The organism is Bradyrhizobium sp. GCM10028915, assembly GCF_042666195.1.
Taxonomy (GTDB): domain Bacteria; phylum Pseudomonadota; class Alphaproteobacteria; order Rhizobiales; family Xanthobacteraceae; genus Bradyrhizobium; species Bradyrhizobium canariense_D.
In genome coordinates, this window is the sequence record NZ_JBHTFN010000007.1 from 46,379 (window position 1) to 63,468 (window position 17,090).

At 65.4% G+C, this 17,090-nt stretch carries 16 protein-coding genes; 11 read left to right on the forward strand and 5 right to left on the reverse strand.

Features of this window, described 5'->3' with window-relative positions:
• Window positions 1-4 precede the first annotated feature (4 nt).
• The 4 genes from ACFQX9_RS05525 (at window position 5) to ACFQX9_RS05540 (ending at window position 5,115) form a co-directional block, all read left to right on the forward strand.
• Entirely contained in the window at window positions 5-727 is a 723-nt protein-coding gene (locus tag ACFQX9_RS05525; RefSeq protein WP_018459825.1) for an ABC transporter ATP-binding protein, read from the forward strand.
• Window positions 724-3,294, forward strand: coding sequence for an ABC transporter permease (locus ACFQX9_RS05530; RefSeq protein WP_377787056.1), 2,571 nt, complete (start codon window positions 724-726; stop codon window positions 3,292-3,294). Before ACFQX9_RS05525 ends, ACFQX9_RS05530 begins: the two co-directional genes overlap by 4 nt.
• A gap of 270 nt (window positions 3,295-3,564) precedes the next feature.
• Entirely contained in the window at window positions 3,565-4,356 is a 792-nt protein-coding gene (locus ACFQX9_RS05535; RefSeq protein WP_007598855.1) for a Bax inhibitor-1/YccA family protein, read from the forward strand.
• A 228-nt stretch (window positions 4,357-4,584) separates the two neighbouring features.
• Window positions 4,585-5,115: a GNAT family N-acetyltransferase gene (locus tag ACFQX9_RS05540; protein WP_377787059.1), complete on the forward strand. Its 531-nt coding sequence runs from the start codon at window positions 4,585-4,587 to the stop codon at window positions 5,113-5,115.
• Window positions 5,116-5,207: 92 nt separating this feature from the next.
• Here ACFQX9_RS05540 and ACFQX9_RS05545 read toward each other — a convergent pair whose 3' ends face one another.
• The 3 genes from ACFQX9_RS05545 to acnA form a co-directional block, all read right to left on the reverse strand.
• Window positions 5,208-5,576: a DUF2794 domain-containing protein gene (locus ACFQX9_RS05545; protein ID WP_377787062.1), complete on the reverse strand. Its 369-nt coding sequence runs from the start codon at window positions 5,574-5,576 to the stop codon at window positions 5,208-5,210.
• A gap of 592 nt (window positions 5,577-6,168) precedes the next feature.
• A complete protein-coding gene (locus tag ACFQX9_RS05550; protein ID WP_085348698.1) occupies window positions 6,169-6,945 on the reverse strand; it encodes a thioredoxin family protein in 777 nt (258 codons plus the stop codon).
• 234 nt (window positions 6,946-7,179) lie between these two features.
• Window positions 7,180-9,900 (reverse strand): aconitate hydratase AcnA, encoded by a 2,721-nt coding sequence (gene acnA / locus ACFQX9_RS05555; RefSeq protein ID WP_018459820.1) that lies wholly within the window; start codon window positions 9,898-9,900, stop codon window positions 7,180-7,182.
• 242 nt (window positions 9,901-10,142) lie between these two features.
• Here acnA and ccmA point away from each other — a divergent pair, with 242 nt between their 5' ends.
• The 5 genes from ccmA (at window position 10,143) to ACFQX9_RS05580 (ending at window position 13,335) form a co-directional block, all read left to right on the forward strand.
• Window positions 10,143-10,745 carry a heme ABC exporter ATP-binding protein CcmA gene (gene ccmA, locus ACFQX9_RS05560; RefSeq protein ID WP_377787065.1) on the forward strand — a complete coding sequence of 201 codons (603 nt, stop codon included), beginning with the start codon at window positions 10,143-10,145 and terminating at the stop codon, window positions 10,743-10,745.
• A 274-nt stretch (window positions 10,746-11,019) separates the two neighbouring features.
• Window positions 11,020-11,688, forward strand: a complete 669-nt coding sequence (gene ccmB / locus ACFQX9_RS05565) for a heme exporter protein CcmB (RefSeq protein WP_106945554.1) — start codon at window positions 11,020-11,022, stop codon at window positions 11,686-11,688.
• A gap of 76 nt (window positions 11,689-11,764) precedes the next feature.
• On the forward strand, window positions 11,765-12,532 hold the full coding sequence (locus tag ACFQX9_RS05570; protein ID WP_377787068.1) for a heme ABC transporter permease: 768 nt from the start codon (window positions 11,765-11,767) through the stop codon (window positions 12,530-12,532).
• Window positions 12,529-12,714, forward strand: a complete 186-nt coding sequence (gene ccmD, locus ACFQX9_RS05575; RefSeq protein WP_018459816.1) for a heme exporter protein CcmD — start codon at window positions 12,529-12,531, stop codon at window positions 12,712-12,714. The genes ACFQX9_RS05570 and ccmD overlap by 4 nt, the downstream gene beginning before the upstream one ends.
• Window positions 12,715-12,738: 24 nt before the next feature.
• Complete coding sequence (locus ACFQX9_RS05580; protein WP_377787071.1) at window positions 12,739-13,335, forward strand: DsbE family thiol:disulfide interchange protein; 597 nt, start codon at window positions 12,739-12,741, stop codon at window positions 13,333-13,335.
• A gap of 188 nt (window positions 13,336-13,523) precedes the next feature.
• Here ACFQX9_RS05580 and ACFQX9_RS05585 read toward each other — a convergent pair whose 3' ends face one another.
• Together ACFQX9_RS05585 and ftsY are read right to left on the reverse strand one after the other, a co-directional pair.
• Window positions 13,524-14,126, reverse strand: coding sequence for a septation protein A (locus tag ACFQX9_RS05585; protein WP_247475292.1), 603 nt, complete (start codon window positions 14,124-14,126; stop codon window positions 13,524-13,526).
• 3 nt (window positions 14,127-14,129) lie between these two features.
• Entirely contained in the window at window positions 14,130-15,077 is a 948-nt protein-coding gene (gene ftsY / locus ACFQX9_RS05590; protein WP_377787073.1) for a signal recognition particle-docking protein FtsY, read from the reverse strand.
• A gap of 60 nt (window positions 15,078-15,137) precedes the next feature.
• Here ftsY and ACFQX9_RS05595 point away from each other — a divergent pair, with 60 nt between their 5' ends.
• A complete protein-coding gene (locus tag ACFQX9_RS05595; RefSeq protein WP_377787075.1) occupies window positions 15,138-15,839 on the forward strand; it encodes an RluA family pseudouridine synthase in 702 nt (233 codons plus the stop codon).
• Window positions 15,840-15,970: 131 nt separating this feature from the next.
• Entirely contained in the window at window positions 15,971-17,080 is a 1,110-nt protein-coding gene (locus tag ACFQX9_RS05600; protein ID WP_247295774.1) for a DUF2336 domain-containing protein, read from the forward strand.
• Window positions 17,081-17,090: the final 10 nt, after the last annotated feature.

The following is a 17,090-nucleotide window of genomic DNA, read 5'->3' on the forward strand; positions in this document are numbered from 1 at the left end:
GACCATGGACACTCGCATCTCTTCCTCTTCGCTCGCCGACAGTTCGGCCGACACCATCGCCATCTCCAACGTCAATCTGTCATTGGGTACGGGCGCGGCACGCGTTCACATCCTCAAGGATATCAGCTTGCGCGTGGGCCGGAGCGAGACGATCGGCCTGATCGGCCCGTCAGGTTCGGGCAAATCCACGCTGCTGATGGTGATGGCGGGGCTGGAGCGTCCTGATAGCGGAGAGGTGGTGGTCAACGGCACGCCTTTCAATGCCCTCGACGAGGACGCACTGGCCCGCTTCCGCGGCCGCCAGGTCGGCATCGTCTTCCAGTCCTTCCATCTGATCCCGACCATGACCGCGCTGGAGAATGTCGCGGTGCCGCTCGAGCTTGCGGGCAATCCCGACGCCGCAAAGCGCGCGGCGCAGGAGCTGCAATCGGTCGGGCTCGGCGACCGTCTGCATCATTATCCGACCCAACTCTCCGGCGGCGAGCAGCAGCGCGTGGCGCTGGCCCGCGCACTGGCACCCGATCCAGCGATCCTCGTCGCCGACGAGCCGACCGGCAATCTCGACGAAGCCACGGGACAACAGATCGTCGACCTCCTGTTCAGCAAGCATGCCGAGCGCGGCATGACGCTGGTGCTGGTCACGCACGATTCTTCGCTCGCGCAGCGCTGCGATCGCGTGATCCGCCTCCGTTCGGGGCGCATCGACACGCAGTCGGCGCCGGCATGAGTGCTGCTGCCGCACCGTTTGCGAAGCCCAACGGCGTCGCGCTGTCGCTGCGTTACGCGCTGCGCGAATTGCGCGGCGGCCTGCGCGGCTTCTACGTCTTCATTGCCTGCATCGCGCTCGGCGTGATGGCCATCGCTGGCGTCGGCTCGGTCTCGGCGAGCCTGAGCGACGGCCTCGCCCGCGAAGGCCGTACGCTGCTCGGCGGCGACGTGTCGTTCGTCCTGTTTCAGCGCGAGGCGAAGCCGGAGGAAGTCGCCTTCCTGCGTTCGCGCGGCACCGTCTCGAGCGCCGCCACACTGCGCGGCATGGCGCGCTCGGCCGAGGGCAAGCTGGCCCTGGTCGAGATGAAGGCGGTCGACGACACCTATCCGATGCTGGGCCAGCTGACGCTGGCGCCGCCGCTGCCGATGTCCGAGTTGCTCGCGGAGCGCGACGGCGCGTTCGGCGCGGCCGCCGATCCGACACTGCTGGCGCGGCTGTCGCTCAAGACCGGCGATCGCGTCACCGTCGGGGCTGCGACGTTCCAGATCCGCAGCGCCGTCGAAGCCGAGCCCGACAAGCTCGCAGGCGGCATCGGCTTCGGCCCGCGCTTCCTGATCAGCGAAGCGGGCCTGCGCGCGACAGGGCTCGTCCAACCCGGCAGCCTGGTGCGCTGGGTCTATCGTGTGAAGCTGCCGGAGATCGCCAACAACGAGCGCGCCACCGACGCCTTCATCGCGGACGCCCGCAACGCCGCGCCGCAGGCCGGCTGGGAGGTCCGCAGCCGCTCCAATGCCTCGCCGCAGCTCGAGCGCAACATCAACCGCTTCACGCAGTTCCTGACGCTGGTCGGCCTCGCCGCGCTGCTGGTCGGCGGCGTCGGCGTTGCCAATGCCGTCAAGGCCCATATCGACCACAAGCTCGAGGTGATCGCGGCCTTCAAGGCCGTCGGCGCCACCGGGCGCGACGTGTTCGGCATCTATCTCGCCCAGGTTCTCCTGCTCGCCGCGATCGGCTCAGTGATCGGCCTCGCACTAGGCGCCGCCATGCCGTTCGCGATCGTCGGCCTATTCGGCAAGCTGCTGCCCCTGCCGGTGGTGCCGGCGGTGCATGCCGACGAGCTCGCGCTGTCGTTCGTCTACGGGCTGCTCACGGCGCTTGCCTTCGGCCTGTGGCCGCTCGGCCGGGTGCACGATGTGCCGGTGGCGGCGCTGTTCCGCGACACCATCAGCTCCGAATGGCATCGGCCACGCTGGAGCTATCTCGTCTTCATGGCCGTCGTGATCGCGCTGCTGATCGCGGTCGTGATCGGGCTGTCCTTCGACAAGCGCATCGCCGCGGTGTTCGTGGCCTCCTCCGTGGTCGTGTTCGCGCTGCTCCGCGGCGTTGCCGCCCTGCTGATGACCATCGCGCGGCGGCTGCCGCGCACGCGATGGCCGATGCTGCGACTTGCGATTGCCAACATCCACCGGCCGGGCGCGCTGACGCCCTCGGTCGTGCTGTCGCTCGGGCTCGGGCTCGCCGTGCTCGTCACCATCACCCAGATCGACGGCAATCTGCGCCGGCAGTTCCTGGCGGCGCTGCCCGAGCACGCGCCATCGTTCTTCTTCATCGACATTCCGAGCACGCAGGCCGAGCAGTTCGACACATACCTGCGCCAGATCGCCCCTGGCGCGAAAGTCGACGACGTGCCGATGCTGCGCGGACGGATCGTCGGATCCCGTGGTGTCCGCGCCGAGGAGCTCAAGCCCAGCACCGATTCCGAGTGGGTGCTGCAGAGCGACCGCGGCCTGACCTATACCGCCGAGCTGCCGAAGGGCTCCAAGGTGGTCGAGGGCGAGTGGTGGAGCGCCGATTATTCCGGCCCGCCGCTGGTTTCGATGGAGAAGAAGATCGCGGATGGACTCGGCCTCAAGCTCGGCGACGAGGTCGTGGTCAATATCCTCGGCCGCGACATCCCCGCCAAGATCAGCAATCTGCGCAGCATCGACTGGCAGGGCCTCGGCATCAATTTCGTCCTCGTGTTCTCACCGAACGCATTCAAGGGCGCGCCGCACACCCACATCGCGACGCTGACGGAAGCCGGCGGCGATGCGGCCGGCGACGGCAAGATCATCAAGGAGGTCGCTGACGCCTATCCGATGGTGACGAGCGTGCGCGTGCGCGAGGTGATGGAGACGGTCGGCTCGGTCGTGACCAACCTGGCGCTGGCGATCCGCGGCGCCAGCGCGGTGACCCTGATCTCGGCGATCCTGGTGCTCGGCGGCGCGCTCGCCGCCGGCCATCGCCACCGGGTCTACGATGCGGTGATCCTCAAGACCCTGGGCGCGACCCGGCTGCGGCTGCTCGGCGCCTATGCGCTCGAATACCTCCTGATCGGACTTGCCACCGCGGTCTTCGGCGTTTTCGCCGGCAGCGTCGCGGCCTGGATGATCGTGACCCGGCTGATGACCCTCACTTTCGTCTGGCAGGGCGGCAGCGCAGCCGGCGTGGTCGCGGCTGCCTTGGTCGTCACGGTCGGCCTCGGGCTCGCCGGCACCCTGCTGGCGTTGAACAAAAAGCCCGCCACGGTGTTGCGGAATTTGTGACAAATGGTAGCGGGCGGCGGCACGGGAGCGAAATCGCACGATTCCAGCGATTAACCACGTCCGCTCGTCTGGATTGCAGGGAAGGGCGACATTCAGCCGCGCGTGGACGGTTGCAGCGAATGTGTTAGTTTCCCACATATCGAATGGGTTCGGAGCCCCGATTGTGAGCCAGAATTTAGTCGGCAGACATCGGTATCCGAGATAGAATTTGACGAACCGGCGGCATGGCGACCCTCATGCCGGACCGGACCAACCAACGGGAATTCGACCATGTCGGACCTAGACCGCAATTACGCTTCTCCTTTCGGCAGGGCCGCCGGGCGTGTTGACGCCGCGACGGTCGATGCCGGCCTGCGCGCCTACATGCTGCGCATCTACAACTACATGAGCATCGGCCTGGCCATCACCGGCCTTGCCGCCCTCGGCGTCTACATGGCCGCCGTGACGGACGTTCCGACCCCGGAAGCCGTGCGGGTCGGCAAGCTGTTCCTGACGCCGTTCGGCTACGCGATGTTCGTCAGCCCCCTGAAGTGGCTGTTCATGCTCGCGCCGCTCGCCATGGTGTTCGTGATCTCGGCAGGCATCAACCGGCTCGCTCCTTCGACCGCCCAGATCCTGTTCTGGGTGTTCGCGGCACTGATGGGCGTCTCGCTGTCCTCGATCTTCCTGGTGTTCACCCACACCTCGATCGTCCGGGTGTTCTTCATCACCGCGGCGACCTTCGGCGCGCTCAGCCTCTACGGTTACACCACCAAGCGTGACATGAGCGGAATGGGTTCGTTCCTGTTCATGGGCCTGATCGGCATCGTCATCGCGAGCCTGGTGAACCTGTTCCTGGCGAGCTCGGTGCTGCAGTTCGTCGTGTCGGTGGTCGGCGTGCTGGTGTTCGCGGGCCTCACCGCCTGGGATACCCAGCGGCTGAAGAACGACTACATCTACGGTTACGCTTCGGCCGGCGGTGACATCGCAGAGCGTGCGGCCATCACCGGCGCGCTGTCGCTGTACCTGAACTTCATCAACTTGTTCACGCTGCTCCTGCAGCTCCTCGGCCAGCGCGACTAAGCGCCCGGCCCAGAGCGAACGACACCAGCCCCGGCCGAGAGGCCGGGGTTTTTGTTTGGGGCGAGCCTCTCAACACCCACCGTCATTGCGAGCGCAGCGAAGCAATCCAGAGTCCCTCCGCTGGTGCATTTCTGGATTGCTTCGTCGCAAGGGCTCCTCGCAAGGACGGAGTATGAGGAAGCACGGTTGCCTCTTCCAGCCGCCCCGGGAAGGCTCTAATCTTGCGGCATGTCCGTACCCGATATCAGGCCCACCACCGAGGCCGACCTCCCCGCCATCACGGCCATCTATCGGCAGGCTGTCCGCGAGGGCACCGCGACGTTCGAGCTGGAGCCGCCCGACCTTGCCGAGATGACGCGCCGCTACCGCACGCTGATCGATGGCGGCTACCCCTATTTCGTCGCCATCCTCGACGGGCGCGTCGCCGGCTACGCCTATGCCGGTGCCTACCGGCCCCGCCCGGCCTACCGCTTCACGGTCGAGAACTCGATCTATCTCGATCCATCCTTCCACCGCCGCGGCATCGGGGCGCTCCTGCTGGAGCGGCTGATCGTCGAATGCGAGGCACGCGGCTTCCGTCAGATGATCGCGGTAATCGGGGATTCCACCAATGCCGGCTCGATCGGCGTGCACACCAGGGCCGGCTTCAAAATGATCGGCACGCATCCCAGCGTCGGGCTGAAATTCGGCCGCTGGCTGGACACGGTAATGATGCAGCGGAGCCTCGGCGAGGGCGCCAAGAGCGTGCCGGGGAAGTAAGGCCCGTAGCCCGGGTGAGCGAAGCGATACCCGGGAACGCTGCAAGCAAAGACCCGGATGTCGCTACGCTCGCCCGGGCTACTGGATCCCTGCTACACCACCGCCAATTTGCGATCGATCACCAGGAGCACGCGCTCCAGTTCGTGGCCGCGGCGCAGGATCAAGCCCGTCGCCGAGATCACGCTGTACATGCCCTGCTTGCGCGCGAGGCGCGGATCCTTCTCGATACGATAGATCGGCACTTCCGAGGCGCGGCGAAAGACCGAGAACACAGCGCGATCCCTGAGGAAGTCGATGGCATAGTCGCACCACTCGCCTTCGGCAACCATCCGGCCGTAGAGATTGAGAATACGGTGCAGCTCGAGCCGGTTGAACGTCACGCGGCTCAGTTGCGCATTCGAAGCGGCGGGGCGCGCTGCCGCACGCTGTTCGCTCGGATCGGTGTCCTCCGACAGACTCATAGGCCGCCTCCTGTCGCATCAGCATGACCGCGTCCGCGAAGACCGTCCCTCGACCGCGGATCATGACGGTTGCATGATCGCGCCAACTGTTCCCCACCGCAAGGGCCCTTAGAAGGACCTTGGAATCGGAGCCAATCCGCCCACACGCAGCGGTGGAACTCTGTCGCGGCAAACCGTCACGGGATCGTTAGCAGGAATCATAGTGTCGCCGCTTTTCCGCCAAGCGACTGCCGCCCTGCGTTGCGAAAAGACCTATGTGCGTTGACCCGGTCCTTTCGGTTCCGGATTCCTCAGCCCCCAGCCCCCCGGGGCCGTCAGGATCGGGTCTGTTCGCACGACAAGGAGGGCCAACGCGAGTTGGTCCTTTTTTGTTTGAGTCGATTTGTTTGGGTCGGGATGTTTCTGCCTCGACGGATATCTCAGCATCTCAGCAAAAACCCTTTCCCCTCATCCTGAGGAGCCGCGAAGCGGCGTCTCGAAGGATCGAGGCCGAGCTGCCTCAGCAGGGCCTGCATGGTTCGAGACGGCGCTGACGCGCCTCCTCACCATGAGGATTGAGAGTGTGCTTGAGTCGGACGATTCGAAGTGCGCGTCAGTGCAGCGACGTGTACGCCGCGCCCAGCATCGGGCCCGGTCTCTCCCGGCTGCCGTCCTGGACATAGACCACGGCACCGTCGACGCCGTCACGCGTGAGGTTCTCGATCGGCACCGTCCAGCTTTCCGGGCGGCCGGTCCAGTCGCCGACCTTCAGCAGGTTGCGCACCACGTTGTGATAGATCACTTGCTGTCCGCGATTTTCGCCGCGGCTGATCGCGATCGGCACCGACTTCGCAATCGAGCAGATCCAGACCTCGCCGTGGGACGCCGTCGGCTCCTTGCTCGCGGCCACCGAGACGTTGATCTGCTTGCCCGCGAGCGACATCGTCACCGGCACGCTCATCACACCAGTGCCCGTCTCGGTTTTGCCGATGGCGCTTTCGATGCCGGTGCGGTCGCTGCCGACGACATGCGTGGAGCCGTTGACCACGACCTGCGGCGTGTAGACTTCGCGGTCGCCGCGCATGCGCGAATAGGCACGCTGCCGTGCAGAGAAGCGCGAATCGGCCAATGTGTCCTTCCAGCCGAGATAGTCCCAATAGTCGATCGGCATGCTCAGCGCGATGATCGAGGGATCGCGGGCGAGGTCGCCGATGATCTTGTCGGCCGGCGGGCAGGAGGAGCAGCCCTGCGAGGTAAACAATTCGACAACGGCGCGAGGATCAGCCTCGGCAGGGCGGATGACGGCGACGATTGCACAGAGACCAAGAGCTCCCGACCAGAGGGCACCGGACCAGCGTGAAACCAGATGAGAAGCCGTCATTGTTGTCATGTCGAACGCCGCACACCATTGCTCGTGAGAGGGAAATCTTACCGCCGGATGGTCACCGTAATCTTACGGGCCTCACACATTTGTTGTCCGTCCAAGAACCGTACAAGGGGAGGTTCTGTGCCGGGCGGGCCCATCTGAAGCCTGCCGCAAACGCGTGAAGGCGGCCTTGTGATAGGCCGCCTTCGTGTAACCTACTACTCACTTCGCAGTGAGCCACCGTTCACAAATCCGCGCTTACGCCGCGAGCTTGCGTAGCACGTAGTGCAGGATGCCGCCGTTGCGGTAGTATTCGAGTTCGTCCAGCGTATCGATGCGGCAGAGCAGCGAAACGCGCTGCAGCGAACCGTCGCCGGAGACAATCTCCGCGGTCAGCTTCTGGCGCGGCTTGAGGTCGCCAACGAGGCCGCGCAGCGTGACCTTCTCGTCGCCCTTCAGACCGAGCGACGACCAGGAGGTGCCGTCCTCGAAGGTCAGGGGCAGCACGCCCATACCGACCAAATTGGAGCGGTGGATGCGCTCGAAGCTCTGGCAGATCACGGCGCGCACGCCGAGCAGACGGGTGCCCTTCGCGGCCCAGTCGCGCGAGGAGCCGTTGCCGTATTCGGCGCCGGCGAACACCACCAGCGGCACCTGCTCCTGCTGGTATTTCATCGCGGCATCGTAGATCGACATCTGCTCGCCGTCGGGCCAGTGCTTGGTGAGACCGCCTTCCGGAATATTGCCGTCGGCGCCCTTCAGCATGAAGTTCTTGATGCGGATATTGGCGAAGGTGCCGCGCATCATGACTTCGTGGTTGCCGCGCCGCGTGCCGTACTGGTTGAAGTCGGCCGGACGCACCTGGTGCTCGCTGAGATATTTGCCGGCGGGCGAGGTGAGCTTGATCGAACCGGCCGGCGAGATGTGGTCGGTGGTGATCTTGTCGCCGAACATGGCGAGGATGCGGGCCTCGACGATGTCGGTGACCGGCTCCGGCTCCTTCTTCATGCCTTCGAAATAGGGCGGGTTCTGCACATAGGTCGAACTCATGTTCCAGCGATAGGTTTCGCTCTCGACCGTCTTGATCTTGCGCCAGTTGGTGTCGCCCTTGAACACGTCGGCATACTTCTTCTTGAAGATCGACGCGGTCACGAACTTCTTCATGAAGGCGTTGATCTCCTTGGTCGTCGGCCAGATGTCCTTGAGGTAAACCGGCTTGCCGTCCTTGCCTTCACCGAGCGGCTCGACGGCGAGGTTCTTGGTGACGGTGCCCGCGAGCGCGTGGGCGACCACGAGCGGCGGCGAAGCCAGATAGTTCGCCTGCACGTCCGGCGAGACGCGGCCTTCGAAGTTGCGATTGCCGGAGAGCACCGCAGCCGCGACGATGCCGTTGTCGTTGATCGACTTCGAGATCTCCTCGGGCAGCGGACCGGAATTACCGATGCAGGTGGTGCAGCCGAAACCGACCAGGTTGAAGCCGACCTTGTCGAGATCGGCCTGGAGACCGGAATCGGCGAGATAGGCCGCCACCACCTGGCTGCCCGGGGCGAGCGAGGTCTTCACCCACGGCTTTGCCTTGAGGCCCTTCGCGGCGGCGTTGCGCGCCAGAAGACCGGCGCCGATCAGCACGCTCGGGTTCGAGGTGTTGGTGCAGGAGGTGATCGCGGCGATCACGACGTCGCCATGGCCGATGTCGAAGTTCTTGCCGTCGACGGCGAAGCGCTTCCCCGGCTCCTCGGCCTTCTTGTATTCGCTGGCGAGCGCGAGCGAAAAGCCCTCGGCCACGGACGGCAGCGCAATGCGGCCTTCGGGGCGCTTCGGGCCGGCCATCGAGGGCACGACATCACCGAGGTCGAGCGTCAGCGTTTCCGTGAACACCGGATCGGGCGACTTGGCGGTACGGAACAGCCCTTGCGCCTTCGCATAGGCCTGCACCAGCGCGACGCGCGCCGAGGCGCGGCCGGAGGTCTTGAGATAATCCAGTGCGGCGGCATCGACCGGGAAGAAGCCGCAGGTCGCGCCATATTCGGGCGCCATGTTGGCGATGGTTGCCTTGTCTGCGACCGAGAGATGGTCGAGGCCGGGGCCGAAGAACTCCACGAACTTGCCGACGACGCCGAGCTTGCGCAGCATCTGCGTCACCGTCAGCACGAGGTCGGTCGCGGTGACGCCTTCCTTCATCGCGCCCTTCAGCTTGAAGCCGACGACGTTGGGCAGCAGCATCGACAGCGGCTGGCCGAGCATGCAGGCTTCCGCCTCGATGCCGCCGACACCCCAGCCGAGCACGGCAAGGCCGTTGACCATGGTGGTGTGGGAATCGGTGCCAACCAGCGAGTCGGGATACGCGACCTCGAAGGTGCCGGTCTTCTTGCCGACCGTCATCTTCTCCTTCTTGGTCCACACCGTCTGGGAGAGATATTCGAGATTGACCTGGTGGCAGATGCCGGTGCCGGGCGGCACGACGGAGAAGTTCGAGAACGCCTTCTGGCCCCATTTCAGGAACTCGTAGCGCTCCTGGTTCTGCTTGTATTCCTCGGTGACGTTCTTGCCGAAGGCCTTGTTGTCCCCGAAGAAGTTCACGATCACGGAGTGGTCGATGACGAGATCGACCGGCACCAGCGGATTGATCTTCTCGGCGTCGCCCCCGAGCTTCTGCATCGCGTTGCGCATCGCGGCGAGATCGACCACGGCGGGCACGCCGGTGAAGTCCTGCATCAGCACGCGCGCCGGGCGGAAGGCGATCTCATGCTCCAGCGACTTCTTGCGCAGCCACTTCGACACCGCGACGATGTCTTCCTTCTTGACCGAGCGGCCGTCCTCGTTGCGGAGCAGGTTCTCGAGCAAAACCTTCATCGAGTAGGGGAGTTTCGAAATTCCCTTCAGACCATTCTTCTCGGCCGTGGGCAGGCTGTAATAGACATAGGTCTTGGCGCCGACCTTGAGGGTCTTTTTGCATTTGAAGCTGTCGAGCGAGGTCATGTAGGAAATCCCAATTGTCAGTTATACCCGGCAGGGTATTTTAACACCGTCAGCGTAGGCAGGCTGAGTCACTTGCAGGGGCAGGTTGAGTTGCCGCATCAAGTAGTTCCGGGCTTATAGAAGCTTTCTAACCGCGCCGCCACAGCCACAATCGTGCCGCCGCAATCCGCGAGCCAAAAATTCCCATACGCTACCCCAAGTTTTCCTGAGGCCTGGCTTTGAGCGGATCGATACGAGGCAAGATGCAGCTTTCCGGACGCGGGGTCAGTTGCGTGCGGGGCGGGCGCGAGGTGTTTTCCGCGCTCGATTTCGAGGCCGGCTCCGGCGAAGCCGTGGCGGTCGTCGGCCGCAACGGATCGGGCAAGACCTCGCTGCTGAGGCTGATCGCGGGCCTGCTCATTCCGGCGAGCGGCACGATCGCGCTGGACGGGGGTGACGCCGAGCTGACGTTGCCGGAGCAATGCCACTATCTGGGTCATCGCGACGCCCTGAAGCCAGCCCTGAGCGTGGCGGAGAATCTGACGTTCTGGGCCGATTTTCTCGGCGGCGAGCGTTTCGACACCGGCAAGGGACTCGCCACCGTCGGGCTCGACCATGCCGCCGATCTGCCCGCCGCCTTCCTGTCCGCCGGCCAGCGCCGCCGGCTGTCGCTGGCCCGCCTGCTCACCGTCCGCCGCCCCGTCTGGCTGTTGGACGAGCCGACCACGGCGCTCGATGTCGCGGGACGGGACATGTTTTCCGGATTGATGCGCGGGCACTTGGCGCGCGGCGGCCTGATCGTCGCCGCCACCCATGCCCCGCTCGGGATCGATTCGCGGGAGCTGCGGATCGGGGGTGCGGCGTGATTCGGGTCGACCCTCAGGTTTCCAAGCGGCCGAACTCCGCCCTCTCCGTTCCCTCCCCCCTTGTGGGGGAGGGTCAGGGAGGGGGGTGCCACACGGCGCACTCTCTCGGTTCTCGCGTGCGGCAGGCGGGCGCTCCGTTGCTAGCAGCCCGCACCCAAGAACCATCTTCCTCGGGGCTACCCCCCTCCCCCGCCCTCCCCCACAAGGGGGGAGGGAGCGCAGCTCGCCCGGGGCAACCGGCCGACGCTGCCTCCTCACCTCTGGGAGCAGTGGCATGACCGCCCTGTCTGCCCTCATCCGCCGGGATATCCGGATCGCGCTCCGCGTCGGGGGCGGGGCGTTGATTGGCGTGCTGTTCTTTCTGACCGTGGTGGTGCTGATGCCGTTTGCTGTGGGGCCGGACCTGGCACTGCTGTCGCGGCTCGGACCCGCCATCCTGTGGCTGGGGGCGCTGCTGGCGAGCCTGCTGACCCTGGACCGGCTGTTCATGGCCGACCACGAGGACGGCTCGCTCGACCTGATCACGATGAGCCGGACCCCGCTGGAACTCGCCTGCGCGGCGAAGGCGCTGGCGCATTGGCTGGCCGCCGGCCTGCCGCTGATCGTCGCAACCCCCGTGCTCGGCCTGCTGCTCAACCTCGACATGGTCGCAACCGGCGCGGTGGCGCTGACACTGCTCGCTGGCACCCCGGCGCTGACGTTTACGGGAATGATCGGTGCGGCGCTGGCGGTGACGCTGCATCGTGGCGGCTTGCTGATGGCCGTCCTGGTGCTGCCGCTGTCGATACCGGTGCTGATCTTCGGCGTCGCGGCCTCACAGGCGGCGATCGTCGGACCCATGACGTTCGGCGCGCCGTTCTCGATCCTGTGCGCGCTATCGCTGGTCAGTCTCGTGATCGGCCCGTTCGCGGCTGCGGCGAGCCTGAAGCATGGATTGGATTGACCTTGACCCCGATCAACTTTCGCTGCGGACTTTCGTGCTGATTGCGTGAGCGCTTACCTGTGATTATCAGGATACCATGACGCTGATCGACCTCGCCAACCCCACACGGTTCCTCGCGCTGACGGCGCGGCTGCTGCCATGGCTTGCGGCCGCGACCATCATCCTGCTCGCGATCGGGCTCTATCAGTCTGCCACCGCACCCGACGACTATCAGCAGGGCGCGACGGTAAAGATCATGTTCATCCACGTGCCTAATGCCTGGCTGTCGATGTTCGTATGGGGCGTGATGAGCATTGCCTCGCTCGGCACGCTGGTGTGGCGGCATCCGCTTGCCGACGTCGCCGCCAAAGCGGCCGCCCCGATCGGCGCCAGCTTCACCTTCCTTGCGCTGCTCACGGGCTCGCTGTGGGGCCGGCCGATGTGGGGCACCTATTGGGAATGGGACGCGCGGCTGACCTCGGTGCTGATCCTGTTCCTGATGTATCTCGGCCTGATGGCGCTGTGGCGCGCGGTCGACGAGCCCTCCCGCGCGGGGCGCGCCGCCGCCGTGCTGACGCTGGTCGGCGCGCTCAACCTGCCGATCATCAAGTTCTCGGTCGATTGGTGGAACACGCTGCACCAGCCGGCCTCGGTGATGCGGATGGGCGGCTCGTCGCTCGACAAATCCTTTTTGATTCCGCTGCTGGTGATGGCGGTCGCGTTCACCCTGCTGTTCGTCACGCTGCATATCGCGGCGATGCGCAACGAGATTTTGCGTCGGCGCGTGCGATCCCTGCAGATGATGCAGGCGAGCCGTGTGGCGTTTGCAGAAGTCGGCACGTCAAAGGAAGTTGGGGCTGCATGATCATGTCGCTCGGTCCCTACGCGTCCTTCATCGTGACGTCCTATGCCGCGGCCGCCCTTGTGGTCGTGATCCTGATCGGCTGGATCGTGCTCGATCATCGGAGCCAGACACAGCGCCTGCGCGAGCTCGAGCGCAGCGGCGTGACCCGCCGCTCCGGCCGCAGCGCGACGGATCGGCCATGAGAGATCGAGCATGAGAGATCAATCATGAACGAGCAATCGACGTCCGCTCCGCCGCAGCGCCGCACCTTCCTGATGGTGCTGCCGCTGATCGCCTTCATCGGCTTGGCGTTGCTGTTCTGGTTCCGGCTCGGCAGCGGCGATCCCTCGCGAATCCCTTCCGCGCTGATCGGACGCCCCGCGCCGCAGACCACGCTGCCGCCGCTCGAGGGATTGCAGGCCGACAACGCGCAGATCCCCGGCCTTGATCCCGCTGCGTTCAAGGGCAAGGTCAGCCTCGTCAATGTCTGGGCGTCCTGGTGCGTGCCGTGCCACGACGAGGCGCCGCTCCTGACCGAATTGGCAAAAGACAAACGCTTCCAGCTCGTCGGCATCAACTACAAGGATGCCGCCGACAATGCGCGGCGCTTCCTGGGGCGCTACGGCAACCCGTTCGGCCACGTCGGCGTCGATGCCAACGGCCGCGCCTCGATCGAATGGGGCGTCTATGGCGTGCCGGAGACCTTTGTCGTCGGTCGCGAAGGCACCATCGTCTACAAGCTGGTGGGACCGATCACGCCGGAGAATTTGCGGACGGTGCTGTTGCCGCAGATGGAGAAGGCGTTGAAGGCGGCGGGGAGCTAGCTCTGTCGTCAGTGTGAGCGAAGGACCCAACCCCAAACACCGCTGTCATGCCCCGGCTTGACCGGGGCATCCAGTACGCCGCGGCCTCTCCGTATCTCACAACCGTCTCTGGAATACTGGATCGCCCGGTCAAGCCGGGCGATGACAGTTGAGTGTGTGGCTGCAACCAGCAATGATGAGTTGAGAGCTCAACCCTTCCTCACGTCCCCCGCCTCGGCCTCGCTCGCTTCCAGCGACGCCGGCTCGAGGTGATAACGCTTGGTCAGCGGCATCTGGGCGATGGCGAAGATCATGGTGATCGGTGTGACGCCGAACACCTTGAAGTTCACCCAGAAGTCGGTGCTCTGGGTGCGCCAGACGATCTCGTTCAAGACCGCCATGCCGGCGAAGAACAGCGCCCAGCGTAGCGTGAGGATGCGCCAGCCCTGCGGCGTCAAATTGAACATCTGGTCGAACATGACCGCGATGAAGGAGCGGCCGAACAACAGGCCGCCGCCGAGGATCGCGGCGAACAAAGCGTAGATGATGGTCGGCTTGAGCTTGATGAAGGTCTCGTCATGCAGCACCAGGGTCAGCGTGCCGAACACCAGCACGATGACGCCCGTCACGATCGCCATGATCGGGATGTGGCGCGTCACCACATAGGAGGCGATCATCGCCGCCACGATCGCGATCATGAAGGCGCCGGTCGCGGCGAACAGGTTGAACTTCGCATTCACGAAGAAGAACACGAGCAGCGGACCAAGCTCGGTGGCAAGCTTGAACAGCGGATGCGGCTGGGTCTTGTCCATTCTTCAGCTTTCGATTCCGGCAATCGCGCGGGCGAAATCGCGCGCGGTGAACGGCGCGAGATCGTCGACGCCTTCGCCGACGCCGATGAAGTGCACCGGCAGTTTGAATTTCTCCGCGAGCGCCACCAGAATGCCGCCGCGGGCGGTGCCGTCGAGCTTCGTCATCACGAGGCCGGTGACCCCGGCGGTGCGATGGAAGGCCTCGACCTGCGACAGCGCGTTCTGGCCGACGGTGGCGTCCAGCACGAGCAGCACCGCATGCGGCGCAGTCGCGTCCAGCTTGCGGATGACGCGCACGACCTTTTCGAGCTCGTTCATCAGCTCGGCCTTGTTCTGAAGCCGCCCGGCGGTGTCGATCAGGAGCACGTCGATGGCCTGCTCCTTCGCGGCCGTCAGCGCGTTGAAGGCGAGGCTCGCCGAATCCGAACCTTGCGCACCTGATATGACGGGCGTCCTGGTGCGCTCGCCCCAGACCTTGAGCTGTTCGATCGCCGCTGCGCGAAAGGTGTCGCCGGCCGCCAGCATCACCTTGCGGCCTTCGGTCGCGAATTTTTGCGAGAGTTTCCCGATGGTGGTGGTCTTGCCGGAGCCGTTGACGCCGACCACGAGGATGACGAACGGCTTCTTGCCGGCGTCGATCTCGAGCGGTTTTGCCACCGCCGCCAGCACCTTCTCGACTTCGGTCGCGACGACGTCCTTGACCTCGTCCGCCGAGATCGCCTTGTCGTAGCGCCCGGTGCCGACCGCATCCGCGATCCGCACCGCGACGGAGGTGCCGAGGTCGGCGCGGAGCAGCACGTCCTCGATGTCGTCGAGCATGGCGCGGTCGAGCTTGCGCTTGGTGACGAGGTCGGCGACCGCGGTCCCGAGCGAGGACGAGGTGCGCTTCAGCCCGTCGGACAGGCGGCGCCACCAGCTCAGCTTGGGGGTCTCGGGGGTGGTATCGTTCATGGTGGCGGTGTGTTAGCCGTTCCGGCTCGCAAACGAAAGTCTTGACCGAAAGTCCTGCAATTGCTCGATGTTCCCGAATTGACGGCCGACGAAATCCTGGCGCGCGTGCTCCATCGCGACGGATTGATGCTGGTCATCGACAAGCCGGCCGGCCTGCCGGTGCATCGCGGACCCAAGGGCGGTGCCAATCTGGAAAACTCCTTTGAGGCGCTTCGTTTCGGCCTGCCGCGGCCGCCCGTGCTGGCCCACCGGCTGGACAAGGACACCTCCGGTTGCCTGGTGCTCGGCCGCCATCGCAAGGCGACGGCCTCGCTCGGCCTGCTGTTCAAGCATGGCAAGATCGGCAAGGCCTACTGGACCATCGTCGAGGGCGGCCCCGCTGAGGACGAAGGCACCATCGACATGCCGCTCGGGCGGCTGAACGCCGAACGCGGCTGGTGGCAGAAGCCCGATCCCGAGGGCCAGAAGGCCATCACCAACTGGAAGGTGATGGGGCGGGGCGACGGCCTGACCTGGCTCGCCATGGAACCGGTGACCGGGCGGACCCATCAATTGCGGGTGCATTCGTCCGCGACCGGCTGGCCGATCTTCGGCGATAACATTTACGGCAACGGTCCGCGCTTCGGCGAGCCGAAGCTGCACCTGCATTCCCGCGAGATCGTGGTACCGATCTCCCGCAACAAGGAGCCGGTCCGCGTGGTGGCGCCGGCCCCACCCCACATGCACGAGCGCCTCCGCGCCTGCGGGTGGAACGGGGAGTAGTGCTGTCAGCCCCCTATGGTGAGGAGCGCGAAGCGCTCCCTATAGTTTACGAAACGTTCAGTGCTCGTCTCTAATGATAGCGGTTGCTTAGAACAAGCTTCCGTCAATCTGCTCAGGACGAGCTGCGCGTCATGTCCACGGCCGAGTTATCGATCATCGACGAGGTCGAGTCCGCGCTTCGGACTGGCTCGGCGGAAAAGGGCCTGGCAACAGCCCGCCGCGTCACCGACCTGTTCCTGTCCTCCGCCGGCAGTTTCGACGACGAGCAGATCGCACTGTTTGACGACGTGCTCGATCGCCTGATCGGCACCATCGAGCTCCGCGCCATCGCCGACATGGGCGCGCGCGTAGCGCTCGCCGAGATCAGCGCGCAGCTCGCGCCGATCGCGCAGGCGCCGCCATCGGTCATTCGCCGCCTCGCCAACAATGACGAAATCCGCATCGCTGGTCCGGTGCTGCAGGAATCCGCGCGCCTCGACGACGGCGCGCTGGTGCAGATCGCATCATCCAAGGGCGAGCCGCATCTGCTCGCGGTCGCCGGACGCTGGTGGCTGAAGGAGATCGTCACCGATGCATTGCTGGCGCGACGTTATCCCAGCGTCAGCCGGCGGCTCGCCGCCAATCCCGGCGCGCGCGTCTCCGGAAGCGGATTTGCCGTCATCGTCGGACAGGCGGAGGCCGATCCCGAGCTCGCTGTCAGCGTCGGCGTCCGCGTCGATTTGCCGTCAGACCTGCGCCGTCAACTGCTGCGCTCGGCGAGCGAGGCCGTGCGGACCCGCCTGTTGTCGCGCGCGCCGCCGCATCTGTTCGAGGAGATCCAGAGCGCGATCGCCGCAGTCACCGTCGGTGTCGAGCGCGAGATGTCGGGTGTCCGCGATTTCGAAGGCGCCAAGCGCGCCGTCGCAGGTCTCAGGGCGACCGGCCAGCTCAGCGAAGCGACGCTGCTCGGCTTCGCAACACAGCGCCGTTATGAAGAAGCGGTGGCCGCATTGGCGGCATTGTCGGGATCGACCGTCGAAGTCATCCGCCCGCTGATGCAAAGCCTGCGCGAGGACGGCCTGCTGGTGCCGTGCAAGGCGGCGCAGCTCAGCTGGGAAACCACCGCCGCCGTGCTCGAAAGCCGCTTTGCGAGCGGCGCGATGAAGCCGGCCGATATCGCAAGGGCTCAAAGCCATTACGCGCGCATGACCCCGGAGAATGCGCGGCGGACGCTGCGGTTCTGGCAGGTGCGGGCGTTGTAGTTTTTCCCTC

Excerpts from the sequence above, each read along its gene's own strand:
- ACFQX9_RS05525 (WP_018459825.1), top strand. The coding sequence starts at position 5 with ATGGACACTCGCATCTCTTCCTCTTCGCTCGCCGACAGTTCGGCCGAC.
- ACFQX9_RS05530 (WP_377787056.1), top strand. The coding sequence starts at position 724 with ATGAGTGCTGCTGCCGCACCGTTTGCGAAGCCCAACGGCGTCGCGCTG.
- ACFQX9_RS05535 (WP_007598855.1), top strand. The coding sequence starts at position 3,565 with ATGTCGGACCTAGACCGCAATTACGCTTCTCCTTTCGGCAGGGCCGCC.
- ACFQX9_RS05540 (WP_377787059.1), top strand. The coding sequence starts at position 4,585 with ATGTCCGTACCCGATATCAGGCCCACCACCGAGGCCGACCTCCCCGCC.
- ACFQX9_RS05545 (WP_377787062.1), bottom strand. The coding sequence starts at position 5,576 with ATGAGTCTGTCGGAGGACACCGATCCGAGCGAACAGCGTGCGGCAGCG.
- ACFQX9_RS05550 (WP_085348698.1), bottom strand. The coding sequence starts at position 6,945 with ATGACAACAATGACGGCTTCTCATCTGGTTTCACGCTGGTCCGGTGCC.
- acnA (WP_018459820.1), bottom strand. The coding sequence starts at position 9,900 with ATGACCTCGCTCGACAGCTTCAAATGCAAAAAGACCCTCAAGGTCGGC.
- ccmA (WP_377787065.1), top strand. The coding sequence starts at position 10,143 with ATGCAGCTTTCCGGACGCGGGGTCAGTTGCGTGCGGGGCGGGCGCGAG.
- ccmB (WP_106945554.1), top strand. The coding sequence starts at position 11,020 with ATGACCGCCCTGTCTGCCCTCATCCGCCGGGATATCCGGATCGCGCTC.
- ACFQX9_RS05570 (WP_377787068.1), top strand. The coding sequence starts at position 11,765 with ATGACGCTGATCGACCTCGCCAACCCCACACGGTTCCTCGCGCTGACG.
- ccmD (WP_018459816.1), top strand. The coding sequence starts at position 12,529 with ATGATCATGTCGCTCGGTCCCTACGCGTCCTTCATCGTGACGTCCTAT.
- ACFQX9_RS05580 (WP_377787071.1), top strand. The coding sequence starts at position 12,739 with ATGAACGAGCAATCGACGTCCGCTCCGCCGCAGCGCCGCACCTTCCTG.
- ACFQX9_RS05585 (WP_247475292.1), bottom strand. The coding sequence starts at position 14,126 with ATGGACAAGACCCAGCCGCATCCGCTGTTCAAGCTTGCCACCGAGCTT.
- ftsY (WP_377787073.1), bottom strand. The coding sequence starts at position 15,077 with ATGAACGATACCACCCCCGAGACCCCCAAGCTGAGCTGGTGGCGCCGC.
- ACFQX9_RS05600 (WP_247295774.1), top strand. The coding sequence starts at position 15,971 with ATGTCCACGGCCGAGTTATCGATCATCGACGAGGTCGAGTCCGCGCTT.